Below are 19,232 nucleotides of genomic sequence, written 5' to 3'. Positions count from 1 at the left end.
GATTGCAAAGAAGGGATGCTTGAAGAGTTCACTTTCCACCCACCAATATTTTGTCCAGACCGTATAGCCGATCAATCACCACCATGACGACAAGGGTAAAGCACACGATCAAAGCCGATGCTGCTGCCATCAGTGGGTCGATAGACTCGGTGGCATACATATACATCCGAACGGGGAGAGTGACGGTTGATGGCGCCGTGACGAATATGGACATGGTGACTTCATCAAAGCTGTTGATGAAGGCGAGCAACCATCCGCCGGTGATGCCGGGTAAGATCATCGGTAATGTGATTCGTCTGAAAGTCGTGAAATTGCTTGCGCCTAATGATTTGGCGGCCTGTTCGCATGATTGGTCGAAGCCGACTGTAGCCGCGATCACAAGCCGCAGAACATAAGGAGTGATCACCAATACATGGGCAAAAACAAGCCAGATGAAACTGCCTGTCGCACCGATGAGCGAAAACAAACGCAGCAATGCCACTCCCAGAACAAGGTGAGGAATCATCAATGGAGATAAAAACAATCCATTGAGCCAATCCCGGCCCTTGAAGTTAAAGCGCGTGATTGCCAGGCCCCCGGGGACGGCGATCAGCGTGGCAATGCTTGCGGAAAAGAATCCCAGCCACAAACTGTTCCTAAATGATTGCATCAGATCAGAGTGCGCGAATACAGCCTTGAACCAGCGAATCGAAAATGACGATGTAGGCACGCTCAAGCTGATGCCGGGCGTGAAAGCCACAAGGCATACAACAATCAGCGGAGCGAGGACGAACAATACAACGAGCGCATTGAAAGCAAGGGCGAGGGGTCCATTGTTTTTCATTGCATCAACCCAGTGCCTTTTTATAGCGACCTTCTAGCAATCGGTTGTAGGTCACCATAATCAATAAATTGACCGCTAGCAGTATCAGTGCGACTGTTGCGCCCAGAGGCCAGTTCAATTCATGCAAGTATTCGTCGTAAACAATGGTTGCCACCATCTTTAATCGTCTTCCGCCAAGTAAACCCGGTATCACGAATGAGCTTGCGCTTAGTCCGAAAACGATCAGCGTGCCGGATAAAATTCCTGGCGTGATTTGAGGCAGGATAATGCGTCGCATGGTGGTCAGTGGCGATGCCGACAGCGATAGAGCCGCATTCTGCACATCAGGATCCAGTTTTTGCAGGGAGGTCCAGACCGGGATGACCATAAAGGGTAGCATCACGTGCACTAAGGCGATAATGACAGCCGTTTCCGTATAGAGGATTTTGACGCTGCCTACACCGATAGCATGCAAGATGTCATGCACAACACTTTTGGGGCCAAGCAAAATACTCCAGCCAAAGGATCTGACAACGACCGATACCAGAAGTGGGGCCAACAATATCAGAAGAAAAATTGTTCGCCATGGTGTGCGCATGCGGCTCAGTATGTATGCCTCCGGTACACCAATCAACATGCAGATGAATGCGGTCAGCGCTGAAATCCAAACTGTTCGCCAGAAAATTCCGTGATAGTAGGGGTCGGTGAGAACGGTAAGATAATGCTCGAGCGTGAATTCGTTTTTTACGCCTGTCGCATGATCGAACACGCTAAATGACAGTGTTGCGGTCAAAATGAGCGGAATGATCAGTAGTCCGGCAAACACCAGGATGCCGGGAGTGGACATTAGCCAGGGACGGAAGTTGTTCGTCCTGATCATTGCATTGCATCCTGCTCTGTGACGACTTTAAGTGAGTCGGGCTCCCACCAGAGACCGCAGCGCGAGTTTTCGATCAATTGATCCTGATTCGAATTAGGTGTAACGACAATTAATTCGCCTAGCGCAGTGTTGAAATAATAGATCCAGCGATCACCCAAAAAGTATCTGACAGAAACCACGCCATCAACCCGACCTTGGCCGGATGGCTTGATCGTGATTTTTTCGGGTCGAAGACTCAGACAAATACTTTGCCCATTTTCTCCAGCAAGATTCGCGACTTCAATAACAATTTTTTTAATGTCGACATGTCCGGCTGCTCCTGTTTTATTAATCAATCCTTTGAGCAAATTAGCCTTGCCGACGAAAGTGGAAATGAATGTTGAGCGAGGATGTTCATAGAGTTTGTGCGGATGATCGATTTGAGTGATTTTGCCCGCCTGCATCACAACAACCCGATCACTGATGGACATGGCTTCGGATTGGTCGTGCGTCACCATGATCGTAGTGGTTCCGATTTTGCGTTGAATCCTGCGCAACTCGAATTGCATTTCCTCGCGCAGTTTCGCATCCAGATTGGACAAGGGTTCATCAAGCAGAAGGATTTGCGGTTCGATCACGAGCGCTCGCGCAAGCGCGACACGTTGGCGCTGTCCCCCGGATAATTCCCTAGGATAACGGTCGGCGTACGCCTCCAGATGAACCAGTCCCAGCGCTGTTTTGATTCGGTCCAATCGTTCGGCTTTCGGAGTCTTGCGCATTTCCAGACCAAAACTCACGTTCTCATGAACGGTCATGTGAGGAAACAGCGCATAACTTTGAAATACAACGCCCAGTCCCCGATCATTAGGCTTGGCATGAGTGATGTCACGTCCATCAAGTGAAATTGACCCGCTCGTCACTTCGGCAAAGCCGGCAATCATTTGCAAAGTCGTGGTCTTGCCGCAGCCGGAAGGCCCCAAAAGAGTTACGAATTCGCCTTTCTGCACATCAAGAGACAAATCCTCAACGGCGTAGTTTTTGCCATAAAGCTTTGAAACATGAGCGAGTGACAGAAACGACATGAAGAACTCCCGTATGCATTCCGAATGATCTTGCACCAGAAAATTTAAGGGGTCAATCAAATTGGTTTGCAGTATTCCGCTCAGTGATATTAATTTTTGATATATTCCATTGAATAAAATTAATTGATATTAATTTACTTTTTTATTTCAAAATAAAACAATAATGAGCAACAAAAATTCTGAAGCTATATCTGAAGGATCCGGTAAAAGTGTGATCCAACGTGCTTTCAGCCTGATCAGGATATTGGCTGATGGTCCGTCGCAAGGCATGCGCGTCACGCAGATTGCAAAACTGGCCGCGTTAACTCAAGGCACAGTTCACCGAATGCTTCAGGCATTGATTGAGCAACAAGTGGTGGAGCAGGATGAGTCAACCAAGCATTACCGTTTGAGTCTCGAGTTTTTTTCGCTCGCCGCGCGGGCTGCACATCCATCGAATTTGCGGGATTTATGTCGACCTGTTTTGATTCGACTCAGCATCAGTTTGGGCGATACGATTTTTTTGCTGGTGCGAAGCGGTCTGGACGCAATTTGTCTTGATCGTTGCGAGGGACCTCTTCCAATTCGATCATTTACCGGTGATATTGGTGGTCGTGTCGTTTTGGGAGTAGGGCAAGGCAGCGTTGCGATTCTGGCATTTTTACCGGAAATTGAACGAGAAGAAATAATTCGCATGAATCTTCCACGATTAAGAGAACTGGGCACCTTTGATGAGGTGTATCTGCGCACTGCAATCGATCAAGTCCGAAAACAGGGCTATTCTGCCCAGAATAATGGCTTGATCGAGGGGATGGCGGGTGTGGCCGTGCCGATTTTTGACAGCACCGGTCGGCCTGTAGCTGCATTAAGCGTAGGAACGTTGTCCGGGAGATTGAACGCGGACCGATTGCCTACGGTTGTGGAGTTGCTTAAACGCGAGGCAAAATCGCTCAGCACTCAAATCAATCCTTTTGATACGACGATACGTAAGCCCACTAAGAATTTTGCAGCGAACAACGCATCAAAAATTGAGTAATTTAGTCGGGCTTTTGATCAAAAGTTTGTGATGGATCAACTAAACATCAGATGATCGGTGCTTTCCAAGCGAGTTAGGCCTTAATTTATCGCATCGCAAGGAAAGTTCACATGATTGATTCATTATTCAATAATTTAGAAAATTCATTTTTTAATCAAGCACTTAAAAATCAGCTCCAGTCTGCGTCCTGGTTTAAGCCACTATCCCTGGCGGGAAAGAAGATTCTTCCGATTGTCCAGGGCGGCATGGGTGTAGGCGTCTCTGCGCATTCGCTTGCCGGTACAGTTGCTCGCGAAAACGCAATGGGCACGATCGCAAGCATCGATTTAAGACACCATCACCCCGACTTGATGGAACAAACCGATCGTTGCAGGGATCGCGAGTTGATCGACAAGGTCAACCTGATCGCATTGGATCGTGAAATCAAAGCCGCTCGTACTTTATCTGAAGGTCGTGGTTTGATCGCGGTAAATGTCATGAAAGCTGTAAGGCAGCATCCTGAACTGGTGAGGCAAACTTGTGAGAGCGGTGCTGATGTACTGGTGATGGGGGCAGGATTACCCACGGACTTGCCCGAGATGGTTGCCGATTTTCCGAAAATGGCATTGGTTCCCATTCTTTCAGAATCTCGTGGCGTTGCCATCTTGCTTAAAAAATGGCTTAAAAAAGGCCATCTTCCTGCTGCGATCATCATCGAGCATCCGGGATATGCAGGTGGCCATCTTGGTGCCGCAAAAGTCGATGATCTTCATGCAACCCGATTCGACTTCGAAACCGTACTTTCGGAATGTCACGCATTATTCGATGAATTGGAACTTGGAGCCGACGCGCCACCTTTGATAGTAGCGGGCGGTATCGATAGTCATGAAAAAGTGCGTCATTGGCTTGGATCGGGTGCGAGCGGCGTTCAGCTGGGTACGGCTTTTGCAGTCAGTACCGAGGGCGATGCGCATCAGGAATTTAAGCGTGTTTTGATGCAGGCCGATCCGAAAGCTTTGACAGAGTTTGTAAGCGTAGCCGGATTGCCTGCTCGTGCCGTTGCAACTAACTGGTTGAATCAGTATCGTAAGCATGAAGTTCAAATGCAGGCATGCGCTAAGGCTGATCCCAGGCGTTGCGCCCAACGTGCCGATTGTTTGACCCAATGCGGCTTGCGAGATGGCATCAGTCGGATCGGGCAATTTTGCATTGATACAAAGCTGGTTTCCGCGCTAAAAGGTGATATTGGCAAAGGCCTTTTCTTCAGGGGCGCCGGGTCTTTACCATTCGGTCAGGTGATGCGTCCGGTCAATGAGCTGATCGAGTACCTGTTGCACGGCTTTATGCCGCTGGGGTTGGGTCGCGCTTCTGCGCAGACAGTTTGATGGAAGACGCAGTATGCATTTATCTCAATTAAGTCCGGTCGAGTTCGATACGGCATTGATCGTGAAGCACGATGGCAGTGGTCCCCGATACACCTCGTATCCGACGGCGGATCGTTTCACAACGGGCTCGATTGCAAAGCAATATGTAGAAGCCTTGCAGTTGCGTCAACGAGATCGTGAGAGTCAACCCTTATCCCTTTATGTGCATTTGCCTTTTTGCGACACGGTTTGTTATTACTGCGGTTGCAACAAGATTGCGACCAAGGATAGAGGTCGTGCTGACCAGTATCTTGATTATCTCGAGAAAGAGATCGCATTGGTTTGTGCGCAATTCGATATACAGCCTCAAGTGAGTCAATTGCATCTTGGGGGCGGGACACCAACATTTCTGACAAATCAGCAAATGGAGCGTCTACTGAAGATGCTTCACGCCAATTTCGATTTTTCCGAAAACGCGGAATGCTCGGTTGAAGTTGATCCTCGCAGACTGAATAACGGCGCGCTATCCCTGTTAGCCTCTTACGGCTTTAATAGAATGAGCATTGGAGTGCAGGATCTTGATCCAGCCGTTCAACGTGCGGTTAATCGCATTCAACCGCCTGAAATGACACAGGCTGTCCTAGAGCAAGGAAGGGCCTTGGGATTTAAGTCGATCAATCTCGACTTGATCTATGGTTTGCCCTTGCAGTCCGTTGAAACAATGCGTGCGACATTGACTACAGTGTTGGCGTGGCGGCCCGATAGGATCGCGCTATATAGTTATGCGCATTTGCCCGAGCGGTTTATGCCACAGCGTCGCATCGAATCAGCCGATATTCCTTTGCCTGCAGAGAAGCTTGCCATGCTGAAGCTTGCTGTCACGACTCTACTGAATGCCGGCTATGTATACGTCGGAATGGATCATTTCGCATTGCCTGAGGACGAGTTGGCGCAAGCTTTGGATCAAGGAACTTTGCAGCGTAATTTCCAGGGCTACTCGACCCAAGCCGATTGCGACCTGGTCGCGCTTGGCGTGTCTGCGATCAGTCGAGTAGGAGATGTTTATGCTCAGAATCAAAAAGAGCTGGATGCTTATTATGAGGACCTTGATCAGGGCAAACTGCCATTGATCAAAGGTTTGGTCTCGACACGCGATGACAACATTCGCCGTTCGGTGATTCATGATCTGCTTTGTCAGTCGGAAGTGGATGTCAAATCTTTCGAATCGAAATGGGATATTGATTTTCAGCAGTATTTTGCCGAGGATTTGACGCAGTTAAACGAATTGCAATCAGATGGGCTTGTTGTTATTGATTCAGACGTTATCCGGATCACGCCTAGAGGTCGTTTTTTAGCAAGAATCGTTGCGATGCGTTTTGATCAGTATCTACGCAATGCCAAAACGCACGCCAAATATTCCAAAGTGATTTGAGCAAAAAAATAGTATTTTTGTGTTGATCGTTTAGGAGTTATGTTTGTAAAAACGTAACATTGCGTGTTTCATAACTTTGAAAGTTATGTTCTGAGTAAAACAGGGCTATCATCATCAAATAAACGTTGTTTAGCCACGTTCATACTTAGAAAATACTTTGACACAGCAGACTCTTTCGAAATTTAACTGGCGGCAAAAGCATTCCCTTAAGACTCGGGTAACTTTGCTCACGTTGGTTATCTTTTTGACCAGCATATGGTCACTGGTTTTGTATGCCGATCGCACGCTGAAACGTGATATCCATGACCTGCTTGGCAATCAACAGTACTTGACAGCATCGGTGCTGGCGGCTGAAGTCAATCACGAAATCGAAAACGCGTTGCATGCGCTTAACCGTGTTGCAGTAAACATTCGTCCGGAAATGATGACAGATGGTAACGCGCTTCAAGTCAGTCTGGAGCGTCAGCCTTTATTGCAGGATCGATTCAATGCCGGGGCATTCGTTGTGGATATGAATGGCGTAGCGATTGCCTCGGTTCCGAGTAGTGCAGGCAGGGTAGGCGTCAGCTATGAAGACCGGGATTATATTCGTCAGGTTTTCAGTTCGGGTAAACCTTTTGTTGGGCGACCGGTTATTGGTCGCAGATTAAATACCCCTATTTTGGGACTTGGCGTTCCGATTTTTGATTCTGACAAAAAAGTAATTGGGGTTTTGGCCAGCATTGTGAATTTGTCGGAGTCAAACGCACTGATCGCGTTACACAAGACATATCTAAACAAAGATGAGCGGTTCTTAATCGTAGACACCAGAAATCGATTGATTGTTCAGGCGTCTGAAGAAAATAGAACGATGGAGTTGTTGCCGCCGGAAGGTGTCAATGTCCCCTTGGATCGATTTATCCGTGGGTTCGAAGGCACAATGGTTTTCACTAATCCTCTTAATGAAGAGGTGCTGGCTTCTGTTAAATCCATTCCTGTTGCTGGTTGGTATGCGGCTATCGTACTGCCCTCGCGTATTGCATTTGCACCAATACGTAATTTGGAGCGCAATATACTTCTGGCAGCTTTTTTATTTACGTTGATAGCTGGCTGTTTAACCTGGTGGGTCCTAGGGCGCCAATTGGCCCCTTTGCAGCGCGTAGCTGCTCGGCTTGCCATGTCTCGAGATGTTAATCAGACTGAGTTGAAGTTGAGTTATGGTCGAGACGATGAAATTGGACAGTTGATCGAAGCTTTTAATGGTTTGCTTGCTGACCTGGCAAACAGGCAAAAGCTTTTGCAGGAAAGTACCGAGCTTCACCGCGTTGCGTTTCGTACGAGTCCTGATGCAGTGACCATCACCAGGCTTTCGGACGGCTGCTATCTTGACGTCAATGATGGATTTACCAAATTATTCGGGTGGACACGAGATGAGGTTGTCGGTATTCCTTCCATAAAACTGGGCATCTGGCACGACCTAAAAGACCGCACATCCTTCATGGAGCAATTACGTTTGACCGGTCGTTGTGAAAGTTTCGAAACTACATTTATCGAGAAAAATGGAAGACTCATACCTGCAATCGTTTCTGGCAATACGATCGAATTGAACGGTGAGCTGTGTCTGCTTGCAGTGACGCATGATATATCCATGCGCAAAGCCGCCTTGATCGAAATACAAGAGCTTTCGTATACCGACACCATGACCGGTTTGCCTAACCGTAAATTTTTTGATAGGCAGTTTAAGCTGTCAGTTTCCGATAGTGTTGCGAAAAATGAATTATGTGCTCTTGTTTATATAGATTTAGATAATTTCAAGTCGCTTAACGAAAGCTTTGGACATGACAAGGGTGATCTGCTTCTTAAAAAAGTTGCTAGACGTATCAAAGAAGTTGTAGGTGTTGATGATATTGCGATGAGAATTGGGGGCGATAAGTTCCTGATTTTGCTTCAACATTTAAGTGGTGAGCAAGAGTTGGCGACTACGCAGGCGCAATCGATAGGCGATAAAGTCCTAACTGTTTTATCTCAACCCTATTATTTGAGCGGACTGGAACATTTCACTACTTGTAGTTTAGGTATTACGCTGTTTGGAAATCAGGATGAACGAGCTTCCGAAGCGCTGAATAGAGCCGAACTTGCTATGTATCAGGCTAAATCGGCCGGGCGAAATACTTATCGTTTTTATGATCGTAGAATGCAATTGGAGGTGAGTGCCCGCGCGACAATGGAGTCCAATTTACGTGAGGCCTTGCGTAACAATCAATTTATTCTTCATTATCAGCCTCAGGTTGATGAGTTTGGCCAAATCGTTGGCTTAGAATCCCTCATACGTTGGTCAAGTCCTCAGTATGGAATGGTTCCGCCTGCCGATTTCATCTTATTGGCCGAAGAAACAGGGTTGATATTGCCGATTGGGATTTGGGCGTTGGAAGAGGCCTGTCTACAGTTGGTCCAATGGAGTTCTATCCCTTCACGCGCTCATTTGACCATTGCCGTCAATGTAAGTGCCAGCCAGTTCAATCAAGTGGATTTTGTACCGATGGTTATGGATACTATTCATCGGACGGGTGCTAAGCCGCATAACCTAAAACTTGAAATCACCGAAAGCGTTTTGATCAATCAAGCCGAAAGTGTGATTGAAAAAATGAAGTTGTTAAAAGGGATCGGTGTCCAGTTTTCACTGGATGACTTTGGAACCGGATTTTCATCATTATCCTATCTGAAGCGTATGCCTCTGGATCAACTGAAAATCGATCAAAGTTTTATCCGTGATATTTTGGTAGATCGTAATGATGAAGCAATCGCCAGAACAGTGATTGAACTAGGTAAGACGCTTGGTTTTAGCGTGATTGCAGAAGGTGTTGAAACACAAGCGCAGCGTAATGCCTTGTTCGCATTAGGATGCGTGTTGTATCAGGGATATCTTTTCAGTCGTCCGTTACCAATCGATGAACTGGAAGGTTATCTTGCAGCTAAACACTCGCCCTGACTCGATTACTCAGCAAGTGTAAAGCTACGAGCATACCTAGCACGCTTAGGGCAGCAACATAATAAGCGGGCGCCATGTGATTAAACGGTAACAACAAGCTAACAAGGACCGGTGTCAAGCCACCGAAAACTGCATAGGCGATATTGTAGGAAAACGATAATCCGGTAAAACGTATGCTTGCCGGAAATGCCATGACACACACTGCGGGAATGGTACCGATCACGCCAACAAAAAATCCGCACAGACCGTAGAGAATAAAGATCTGCTCGGTTGAAACCAATATTTGTCGATAAAAATAAATTGAAGTAACGGCTAAACCCAATGAGCCAATAAATAATAGACGCCCCGCCCCGAACTTACCGGCTAGAGCACCAAAAAATACGCATCCGATCGTCAATGTGAGGGTGGCTATGATATTTGCCTCAAGTGCGAGCTTTGCATCCGTGACATGTAATGACTGAAGCAAAGCCGGTGTCATCAGAATCATGGTGACGATAGCCGCTGACAACTGCCACGTTAATAACATTGTCAAAATCACAGCAGATCGGTGAGATTTTAGGACTGTCTTCAGAGGGATTTCTTCCGAAATCGCTCTTTTTGATTGCAACTCTTGAAAAACGGGCGTTTCGTGCAACCAGCGTCGTAGCCAAACTGAAATCATCCCAAAAATCCCACCAAGGATAAAAGGAAGTCTCCAGCCGTAATCAAGCAATTCATTTGGTTGAAAGGATGCGTTTACCGCAGCGGCAACGACAGCTCCCAATAAAATTCCGCCTGTTAATCCGGATGTCAACAAGGCGCAAGCAAAGCTGATGTGGCGTGGAGCAACATGTTCAGCCACAAACACCCATGCTCCCGGGGCTTCGCCACCAATCGCTGCGCCTTGCATAATTCGGCATAGCAACATGAAAATAGGTGCCCAAATTCCTATGGTCGCATAAGTAGGCATGAGTCCGATCGCAAGTGTTGGTATCGCCATCAGAAAAATGCTGAGTGTGAACATTTTCTTTCGCCCCATCATGTCACCGAAGTGCGCCATGATGATTCCGCCAAGTGGCCGAGCAAGATAGCCCGCAGCAAAGATCGCGTATGTCTCCAGTTGACGCAACCAATCGGGTATGTCCGGAGGAAAGAACAATTGAGCGATTATTTTTGTAAAAAATACAAAAATAATAAAGTCATAGAACTCGAGCACACCACCTAAAGCGGATAGCCCTAATGTTTTGACGTCGCGGTGCGTAAGCTGTGACATTGGTATTTATCTAGATCCGGAAATTCGTGATATTACGCTTTCCAGTCTTTTAAATGCTGATCCTAACGCTGTGGAAAGTCTCGTCATCCTATCTTTTCAAGTGGCTTATTTATGCGAGCTAAAAAATTGGGCGTGAGTTATTGCTCTTAACGTGTTGTGTCATTTAAACAATTCGAAATTAATCCACCAAAATCAAAAAGAAGTACGCTAAACAACTATCGTTGTACGCCTTATGGCTGATAAAGTTATGTTCATTTTAATGGTCATAAATAAATATAAATCAACACAAATCTACTAAGCGTATTTGAATCAAATTGAAGTTAAATCTAAGAATTATTTTGTCAGCAGCATCTCTAAGTGTGTATTCTAGTTTCGCAGCAGCAGTTGGAGCATCTTGTCCCATCACAGTTTCTAGCAACAGTTCGACAGCCATTAACGATGGTGCCACCTCGAACTGTGCAGTAACCATTAATACTGACATTACACTTCAACCAAGCTCGGGAACAACGGCGGTAACGCTTTCCGGATCTGGATCAACAGTCACAAACAACGGAACAATCTCGACTACGGGTAGCTTTGGTATCTATACCAACTTGAGCAATACTGTGAGGAGTATCACTAATACTGGAACGATTAGGGATACGAGTACAGGCAATCCAATACGCACCAGAAGCACAGGCCTCACTACACTCAATAACAGCGGTACGCTTTCAAGTACTAATTTTCACGCCATATACAATTACTCGGGTAACGTCACCAACTTTATCAATACGGGTACGGTGAGTGGAGGTGGTGCGGGTAACTCAGGCATCAAGATTGGCGGTTCAAGTAATACAATCATCACAAATTTTACGAACGCTGGGGCGATCAGTAGCACCAGTGGGTTTGGTGTTTATGCAAATCCAGCGTCAGGAACCGTAGGAACGATCAGTACGTTTAATAATGGTCAAGGTGGCAACAGTTCAAGTGCTTCGACAACAGCATTGACTTACTACGGAAAACTACCAACCAGCTATAACATCATTGTGAAGTCTCCCACACAGTACGGGCAACTGTCAGCCTCAACTCCATCGTCAACGATGTCTTTTGGCATCTACTCGGGTGGGGTGACTGGTGTGGCAGCATCAATATTGACCGCAGGCACCTACTCATCAGTTTTAACTGGAGTACCATCAATCAATCTTGTAGGTAGTACATCTGGTACATATGGTGACTACAACTGGTCACTAGTCAACGTATCCGGTACAAGATGGAACTTGGTAGTGACTGGTGGCCCTGCCACAGGTGATGGCACAAATAATTCCAGTACTACATCTGCGGTCACTAATGTCACTAACGGTACCACTGTAGGAATGAGCAGTATCGGAGTGACAGTCAACCCCGTACTTGCTGGTGGCACGATCGTTCTGACAAAAGGTGAACGTTCAAGTCAGTCCCTATCGATTTTAAGTGAAGGGGGAGCCATTTCTGCACCAACAAGTGGTGCTGCACAGCTTTCCGGTACATTGTCTGGACCCGGCAAAGTGACCTTCAACGGTACTGGCATGACCGTTATATCAGGTGCGAACACTTACACGGGCGGTACGACCGTAGAGTCTGGAACCCTTTCTTTACTTGGTGGGACATTGGGTTCGGGTGAGGTTTATGTTGCACCGGGCGCACAACTGATGGGTACGGGCAGCATCTCAGGCCCCGTGACGGTAGCGGGTTTATTCAAGCCCGGTAACTCACCTGGCTATATTGGCGCAAGTGCAAACGTCACCATGACGACAGGTTCTGTGTACCAGCAGGATATTGCAGGCACGATGCAATCCAGCGTCTCATCCCCGGTTGGAGCCACTGGATATTATTCGTATCTGAATATTACAGGTGGCCAGTTCATCATCAACTCTGGTTCAACACTGACTCCCGCCTTGTCGAATCTGTTTAACGAGGTTGAACCTGGCTATGGCAGTACGCCATACACGCCTGTTCTAGGTGATCGGTTTCGTATGGTGACGGCTGATGGTGGTATTTCGGGTAAATTTTCGACGGTCACGCAACCTGCAGAACTGACTTCTGATATCCAGTTTCTGCCTTTCTATAACATGGACGGCACCAACAGCCTTGATCTAGCCGTGATTCCGAAGTCCTATGCAACGACAATCGCTGTGAACTCGGGCAACAAGAATGCTCAGTCGATCGGCGCGGCGTTGGACAGAATGGTCGTTGCCACTCAGGCAGGTGTATCGACCAATGCGCAGGATCAATTACTTTATGCAGGTTCTACGCAAAATGCGGGCAGTCTGGTTGCCTATGCTCAAAGTCTTGCGGGTGAGGTCTATTCCGCAGCTGTTGCCGTGATCGCACAAACTACACAGCGTGTACAGCAAGCCGTGTTGACACGTCTGGGCGATACGATGGGTCTTGGCGTACCCAATGCTATGACACCAGTTGGCAATTCAGCCCTGATGACATCAAGCAATGTGGCGTTATCTGGGGGTTTAGCGCCCTCAACCGTTAGCAGCAATCCAAGCGTCGAGCCCAATACTGAATACAAATCGCTGATGAATGGCAACATCTGGGGTGATCTTGCTTATCAGAAAGGTAATCGCAGCAGTGACAGTTATTCGGGTGGCTGGAACAGTAACCTTTATCAACTAGTGTTCGGTTCAGACTTTTATGTCGCAAAGGGTATGAGAGTCGGTGGCGGTATTGCGCTCTCCAGCACCTCGCTCAATCCCACTTTTGGTTCGGGCACCATCCAGCAAGGCTCAGTCTTTGCCTATGGCAAGATGCCGCTGGATGATTATGTAGTGGATGCTATGGCAAGCTTTGCCTTGAACTCAAGTGATTTATCTCGCGGGGATATCACTGGTTTGAGCAACGGTTTCAGAAACAAAACGGTTTCAGGAAATGATGCTCTTGTCAGCCTAGGGTTGAGTCGTCCAATTGATGTGAACGATTTTCGTGTCACGCCATTTGCTCGGGTGACGTGGCAGATCGTTTCACAGTCAGGTGTCCAAGAGGGCGATGCGGCTTCAGCGTTAAGTGTCGATCGCTACACAGGAGATGGTGTGCGAGGGATGCTGGGCGTGGCGGTAGGTTCGAAAGCCAATGATCCCATGACTGAAAAATACACGTATAGAGCTTATGTAGCTGTCGGTGCAGATACATCAGGTGTGTTAAATCCGAACTTGAATGCATCCATCGCAGGGATGGGTACCAACATCAGTACGCCGAATGCAGGATCAACCTTTGTGCAGGCTGGCTTGTATGGCACTGCCAAAATTTCTGATCATGCGTATGCATTTGCCGGATTGTCTGGCGAAGCGCGCAGTGGCCAGACGCTCGGTGCCGTGAATGTGGGTGTCAGGATTCAGTTTTGATTGAAGGGCGTGAGGTAAGTATCGAAAAAGGCTAACTCTTACTTGTGCGCAACCCAGTGCCCTGACTTGCCGCCTAATTTTTCGATCAGCCTGACGCCATCAATCACCATGCCCCGATCGATCGCTTTCAACATGTCATAAATCGTCAGTAAAGCCACACTGGCAGCTGTGAGGGCTTCCATTTCGACACCGGTTCTACCGACGGTTTCGGAGCATGTTGTGCACGTGACCGAACTGGACTCCGGATGCTGCTCGAAATCAACCGTGACGCGCGTCAATGGAATGGGGTGACATAACGGGATCAATGATCCGGTTTGCTTGGCAGCCATAATGCCTGCCAGCCGCGCAATCCCCAACACATCTCCCTTGCTTGCCTCGCCGGCAGCCAGTTTGGCGAAGGTTGCGGGCAACATTATGATTTTGCCTTGCGCAATTGCTTTCCTGTGTGTTTCGGCCTTGGCAGAGACATCAACCATGTGAGCCTGTCCGGCTGCGTCAAAATGGGTCAGGTCCTGGTTCATGTTGATCGCTTGCTATCGAAGATTTCTGGAGTATTGAAATTTCTAAAGGCATCGGGGTCTGAAAACTCGACGGCTACAGCTTTGATATCTTCAAGCCAGGATATAACGGATCCATGACCACGACTTAAAAAATGGGATAACGATGCGCCTATTAATGGATCAAGCAGGCAACATAGGGGCTCCGGCCCATCGGATGTTGTTGCATAGGCTGCTTTTGCATTCGGTTGATCATTCATCGCCTGGTCGAGTCTTTCGTGTAAATCGGTTGGTATTAATGGCGTGTCGCATGGAACAACCAATAAGCGATTTCGTTTACAGCGTAAAAGACCGGCCTCAATTCCGGCAAGTGGGCCGGGGAAGTCCGGTCGTTCGTCTGATACAACCAGATAGCCGGTCTGTTTGTAGGCGTCCAGATTACGATTTGCGCTAATCAGAATCCGTTCAGGCTTTTTATCTTGTAAATGTAATCGAGCCAAAACATGTTCGATCAAAGGCAAGCCATCCCACATGATCCAGCCTTTGTCTTTGCCTGCTAGGCGTTGACCACGTCCGCCCGCCAGTATTAGTGCATCAAAGGCACTCATGCATGACTCCATTTTGCAGCCGCAGCATCATCCGAGCTGCGTGCTTCTACCCATCTGGGACCATCGGGCGTCCATTCCTTTTTCCAGAAGGGTGCTTCGGTTTTGAGAAAATCCATAATGAAGGCATTCGCTTCATAGGCATCTTGTCGATGAGCGCTTGCCGTCAAAACCATCACGATTTGATCCCCGGGGTACATTTTTCCGACACGATGAACGATGCGGGCTGCCTGAAGAGACCAACGCTTTGCCGCTTGTTGTGCGATGTTATGCAAAGTTTTTTCGGTCATTCCGGGATAGTGTTCCAGCTCGAGCGCAACAACATCATCGGCCAAATTCAGATCGCGCACCATGCCAATGAAGGCGACTACAGCCCCAATGCTGCGATCGCCTGAAACTAGGTTCGCATGTTCGGTTTGTAATGAAAAATCCTCGGTCTGAACCGCTATGGACAAACGTGCGCAAGCGCCGGAAGGTTGCTCGTTCCTGACCATTCAGCCTCCGGTCACGGGTCTAAAAATCGCCACCTCAGCGTGATTTTGCAGAGGGGTATCCATTTGAACCATGTCTTGATTCATGGCTACTCTGAAAGCACCTGCGCCCACTGCAAATGTTTCATTCCAAACCCCTCCGCGCGAGGCGAGCAGATCGATCAGATCGCGCACGCGTATCACGGCCTCGGGCGCATCGATCAACTCTTCGGATATACCGAAACGTTCGCGCAATTGGGCAAAATAAAGAACCTTGAGTTGCATGATCGGCTGTTTGTCCTGTTATTGATTCGGCGTCTAGTTCAACAAATCCGATAATGAAAGATAGCGCACTTTGTCGCCGGCCTTGATTGGTGTGTCGGCCGCAAGGTCCACGAGCCCATCGGCCCACGCCAGACTGCTCATTACGCCTGATCCCTGATTTGGCCACAAGCGCAATATATTTTGCTCGTTCGCATCGCGTTCGAGACGAACGCGCAAGAATTCGCGACGCTTGTCCGGACGAGGCCACTCGAATCCTGCGCGAGCCGTCATATAACGCATGCCGTGGTCTTTGACACCCATGCGTTTCAGTATGAAGGGGCGTGCCATGAGCAGGAAGGTAACAAATGAACTGACAGGGTTGCCAGGCAGGCCGATAAAATCCGTTACGCCGATCTTGCCATAGGCAAGAGGTTTGCCGGGCTTCATTGATATTTGCCAAAGGTCTAGGCGTCCTAGGGATTGAACTGCAGCTTTGACGTGATCTTCTTCGCCAACCGATACGCCACCACATGTGATGACGATGTCGTTTTCCTTGGCTGCAAGTGCTAGCGCTTCACGCGTCGCATCGGCAGAGTCCCGGATGATCCCGTAATCCCGTGTGTTGCAGCCTAGTTGCTTTAATAGCGCGCTGATTGCATAGCGATTGCTGTTGTATATGGCACCAGGTGCCAAAGGCGTGCCAGGTTCGGTTAACTCGTCTCCGGTAAAGAAGATTCCGATTTTCAGGCGTTGATAGACTGATACTTTACCGACGCCGATTGATGCCAACATCGCGAGGTGTTGAGGGCCGAGTCTCTGCCCATCGGTGAGCACAATGCTTTTTTCGGCGATGTCCTCGCCCTTGCGCCGGATGTGTTGGTGCAACGATACGGGTTTTAGTAATTTGACCGATCCGTTTTCTTCGCTTGTTAATTCTTGGGGCACAACGACATTGCAACCATCGGGAATAGGTGCACCAGTAAAGATACGAGCCGCTGTATCTGGTGCAAGCGCCGTACCTGTTTGACCTGCAGCGATGCGCTGCACCACATCAAAAGATTCAGGTTGAGCGTTCACGTCCGATATATGCAATGCATATCCATCCATGGCCGAGTTATCAAAACCGGGAACATTGATAGGCGAGGTGATGTCTTGTGCAAGCACGCGACCTTGCGCCTCAAGTAATCCGACGCTTTCGGTTTGTTCAGGAAATGCAGCAAATTCCAGTAATCGTTCGCGTGCGCTTTCGAAGTCAAGCAGGTTGGCTTTGGGTTTCATGGGTGAAACAAGTCAGTTAAATTCAAAACGCTATTTTGCCTGATTCGGCATGGCAGGCTATCAGGAATATAGTCGATGGAGATTAGCCGCCGGTCTGGGACATAAAACGGATGATCTTGGTCGGAGCTTCCCTGAACTCGTGACGTTCAGGTTTGAGCTCGATTCCTTCGCGAATGACTTGCTCAAGATCTGAATCGGAAATCCCAGCGCGCAGCAGTGGTCGCAACTCTACCTTTTCTTCTTGGCCCAGACAAAGATAAAGAGTGCCATCCACCGACAATCGGACACGATTGCACGTTGCGCAGAAATGTTGACTGATTGGCGTTATTAGACCAATTTGGCCGCGCCCGTCACGGGTACGCCAATACCTAGCCGGACCACCACCCATTTCCTTGATCTCAGGTATCAAGTCGAATCGGTCGCGCAGTTTGTCCAGAATCGGGCCTAGCGGAGTGAATCCGGACGCTAAGCCTGTGCTGCCCATTGGCATGGTTTCGATCATGCGCAGGATGAATCCGCGATTAATACAAAACTCGGTCATGGATTCGACTTCATGGTCATTGACACCAGGCATGACGACCATGTTTAGCTTGATGGGATCAAATCCGGCCGCTTGCGCAGCATCCAGTCCCGCCATGACGTCATCAAGCGTGTCGCGACCGGTGATTTGTGTCACGCATTCGCGTGTCAAGCTGTCAAGGCTGATATTCAGGCGCGTCACGCCGGCGGCGCGCAGGGATTCGGCATATTTTGGCAGCTGCGTGCCGTTCGTCGATAGTGACAGATCACGAATCCCGGGCAATGCACTAATCCTGCTGGCGAGCTGAGGGAGGTGGCGACGCAAAAGAGGTTCACCGCCGGTCAGGCGCACCCGCGAAGTACCCAATCGTGCAAAGGCCCCGACAACACGCTCTATTTCATCAAAAGTCAGCCAGTCGGCCGGCTCCTGGTAGCCCTTGAAGCTTTTCGGCAGACAATAAGTGCACTTCATATCGCAACGGTCGGTAACCGACAATCTCAGATATTCGATGCTTCTGCCGAAGCGGTCTGTTAAGGGCGATCGAGATAAGCTCATAAGGTCAATTGTGCATCGTTTGAATACTTTTAACCACTAGAATCACTTTAATCCTGTTTTAATTTTTCGTCAGGTGTTACCCCTTGGGTGGTTATGGGTAAGTCATTGGACGAATAGTTCTTCTTAATAGGCTTTTCGAGATGATTTGGATTAAGAAAAAAATAATTAATCATTTGATTTTATTGATTATTTTTAGTTTTTCGACGCTCGCCCATGCGAATTCATTGAGTTTGGCCGTTGCCAGCAACTTTGCTAATAGTGCAAAAGAACTAGTTCGTCATTTTTCCGAAATTTCCGGCTACCAGGTCTCAATTAGCACTGCGTCGACCGGCAAATTCTATGCACAGATTACTCAAGGGGCGCCTTTTGATGTGTTGCTTTCGGCTGACCGCCAGACACCGGAGCGACTAATTCGGGATGGTTTGGCGGTTGAATCGACTCTCTATGACTATGCGAGAGGTCGACTGGTTTTCGTAACGATCAACCAGCAGGATAGCCTCTCGCCCGAACACATATTGCGCCATCTGCAATTCAAAAAATTGGCCATTGCCAACCCGGAACTGGCGCCTTACGGAAAAGCTGCGATTCAGACCCTTGAGCATCTGGGATTGAGACAAATGGCTGAAAATAGAATAGTGATGGCCGAAAACATTGGACAAGCTGCCCAGTTCGTTTTTAGTGGCAACGCGCAAGCGGGATTTTTACCTCAGTCCATGGTTCTGGAGGCAAGGCAGACTCAAAAGAGAGCATTTAATGGCTGGATCATTCCTCAGGAGTGGCACACCCCTATTATCCAGGCAGCAGTTATTCTCAAAAAGGGTGAAGCCAACCCGGCAGCAATGGCTTTCATGCGCTATCTGAAAAGTGAAGATGCGCGTCGGATTATCGTGTCACACGGCTATGATTAAGTCGTTGCGATCAG

General features: G+C 48.2%; 17 protein-coding genes. 6 read left to right on the top strand and 11 right to left on the bottom strand.

Features of this window, described 5'->3' with window-relative positions:
* Positions 1-28: 28 nt before the first annotated feature.
* From G3I67_RS05840 to G3I67_RS05830, 3 genes are read right to left on the bottom strand one after another with little or no spacing between them, the layout of a single operon-like run.
* On the bottom strand, positions 29-823 hold the full coding sequence (locus G3I67_RS05840; protein WP_163652491.1) for an ABC transporter permease: 795 nt from the start codon (positions 821-823) through the stop codon (positions 29-31).
* A gap of 4 nt (positions 824-827) precedes the next feature.
* Positions 828-1,682: an ABC transporter permease gene (locus tag G3I67_RS05835; protein WP_163652489.1), complete on the bottom strand. Its 855-nt coding sequence runs from the start codon at positions 1,680-1,682 to the stop codon at positions 828-830.
* Positions 1,679-2,743: an ABC transporter ATP-binding protein gene (locus G3I67_RS05830; RefSeq protein WP_163652487.1), complete on the bottom strand. Its 1,065-nt coding sequence runs from the start codon at positions 2,741-2,743 to the stop codon at positions 1,679-1,681. The genes G3I67_RS05835 and G3I67_RS05830 overlap by 4 nt, the downstream gene beginning before the upstream one ends.
* A 163-nt stretch (positions 2,744-2,906) precedes the next feature.
* Here G3I67_RS05830 and G3I67_RS05825 point away from each other — a divergent pair, with 163 nt between their 5' ends.
* The 3 genes from G3I67_RS05825 to hemN all read left to right on the top strand — a co-directional run bounded on the left by G3I67_RS05825 (position 2,907) and on the right by hemN (position 6,533).
* Entirely contained in the window at positions 2,907-3,758 is an 852-nt protein-coding gene (locus tag G3I67_RS05825; RefSeq protein ID WP_163652485.1) for an IclR family transcriptional regulator, read from the top strand.
* Positions 3,759-3,868: 110 nt separating this feature from the next.
* The gene (locus G3I67_RS05820; protein WP_163652483.1) at positions 3,869-5,122 is read left to right on the top strand and encodes an NAD(P)H-dependent flavin oxidoreductase; all 1,254 of its coding nucleotides are present in this window, start codon (positions 3,869-3,871) and stop codon (positions 5,120-5,122) included.
* Positions 5,123-5,135: 13 nt separating this feature from the next.
* The gene (gene hemN, locus G3I67_RS05815) at positions 5,136-6,533 is read left to right on the top strand and encodes an oxygen-independent coproporphyrinogen III oxidase (protein WP_163652481.1); all 1,398 of its coding nucleotides are present in this window, start codon (positions 5,136-5,138) and stop codon (positions 6,531-6,533) included.
* Between the two features lie 259 nt (positions 6,534-6,792).
* Here hemN and G3I67_RS15065 read toward each other — a convergent pair whose 3' ends face one another.
* A complete protein-coding gene (locus tag G3I67_RS15065; RefSeq protein ID WP_260074260.1) occupies positions 6,793-6,918 on the bottom strand; it encodes a hypothetical protein in 126 nt (41 codons plus the stop codon).
* Here G3I67_RS15065 and G3I67_RS05810 point away from each other — a divergent pair.
* A complete protein-coding gene (locus tag G3I67_RS05810; protein ID WP_311197053.1) occupies positions 6,874-9,501 on the top strand; it encodes a bifunctional diguanylate cyclase/phosphodiesterase in 2,628 nt (875 codons plus the stop codon). The two genes, G3I67_RS15065 and G3I67_RS05810, sit on opposite strands and share 45 nt — an antisense overlap.
* Here the strand turns inward: G3I67_RS05810 and G3I67_RS05805 are convergent.
* Positions 9,485-10,753: an MFS transporter gene (locus G3I67_RS05805; protein WP_163652477.1), complete on the bottom strand. Its 1,269-nt coding sequence runs from the start codon at positions 10,751-10,753 to the stop codon at positions 9,485-9,487. The two genes, G3I67_RS05810 and G3I67_RS05805, sit on opposite strands and share 17 nt — an antisense overlap.
* A 605-nt stretch (positions 10,754-11,358) precedes the next feature.
* On the opposite strand from G3I67_RS05805, the gene G3I67_RS15130 reads away from it, so the two are divergent.
* Positions 11,359-14,121 carry an autotransporter outer membrane beta-barrel domain-containing protein gene (locus G3I67_RS15130; RefSeq protein ID WP_163652475.1) on the top strand — a complete coding sequence of 921 codons (2,763 nt, stop codon included), beginning with the start codon at positions 11,359-11,361 and terminating at the stop codon, positions 14,119-14,121.
* 38 nt (positions 14,122-14,159) lie between these two features.
* Here G3I67_RS15130 and moaC read toward each other — a convergent pair whose 3' ends face one another.
* From moaC to moaA, 6 genes are all read right to left on the bottom strand, one after another.
* Positions 14,160-14,642 (bottom strand): cyclic pyranopterin monophosphate synthase MoaC, encoded by a 483-nt coding sequence (gene moaC, locus G3I67_RS05795; protein WP_163652467.1) that lies wholly within the window; start codon positions 14,640-14,642, stop codon positions 14,160-14,162.
* Complete coding sequence (mobA, locus tag G3I67_RS05790) at positions 14,639-15,226, bottom strand: molybdenum cofactor guanylyltransferase MobA (RefSeq protein WP_163652459.1); 588 nt, start codon at positions 15,224-15,226, stop codon at positions 14,639-14,641. The genes moaC and mobA overlap by 4 nt, the downstream gene beginning before the upstream one ends.
* Positions 15,223-15,717, bottom strand: a complete 495-nt coding sequence (gene moaE, locus G3I67_RS05785; protein ID WP_163652451.1) for a molybdopterin synthase catalytic subunit MoaE — start codon at positions 15,715-15,717, stop codon at positions 15,223-15,225. The genes mobA and moaE overlap by 4 nt, the downstream gene beginning before the upstream one ends.
* On the bottom strand, positions 15,718-15,978 hold the full coding sequence (locus G3I67_RS05780; protein WP_163652449.1) for a MoaD/ThiS family protein: 261 nt from the start codon (positions 15,976-15,978) through the stop codon (positions 15,718-15,720).
* 33 nt (positions 15,979-16,011) lie between these two features.
* Complete coding sequence (locus tag G3I67_RS05775; protein WP_163652447.1) at positions 16,012-17,235, bottom strand: molybdopterin molybdotransferase MoeA; 1,224 nt, start codon at positions 17,233-17,235, stop codon at positions 16,012-16,014.
* 82 nt (positions 17,236-17,317) lie between these two features.
* Complete coding sequence (gene moaA / locus G3I67_RS05770; RefSeq protein ID WP_163652445.1) at positions 17,318-18,310, bottom strand: GTP 3',8-cyclase MoaA; 993 nt, start codon at positions 18,308-18,310, stop codon at positions 17,318-17,320.
* A 140-nt stretch (positions 18,311-18,450) separates the two neighbouring features.
* Here moaA and modA point away from each other — a divergent pair, with 140 nt between their 5' ends.
* Positions 18,451-19,218 (top strand): molybdate ABC transporter substrate-binding protein, encoded by a 768-nt coding sequence (modA, locus tag G3I67_RS05765; protein ID WP_163652443.1) that lies wholly within the window; start codon positions 18,451-18,453, stop codon positions 19,216-19,218.
* Positions 19,219-19,232 lie beyond the last annotated feature (14 nt).

The sequence above is a fragment of the Sheuella amnicola genome, assembly GCF_010499255.1.
Lineage (GTDB): Bacteria > Pseudomonadota > Gammaproteobacteria > Burkholderiales > Burkholderiaceae_B > Zwartia > Zwartia amnicola.
Note: the sequence above shows the minus strand (reverse complement) of the source record. Positions and strands in the feature narration are given on the sequence as shown.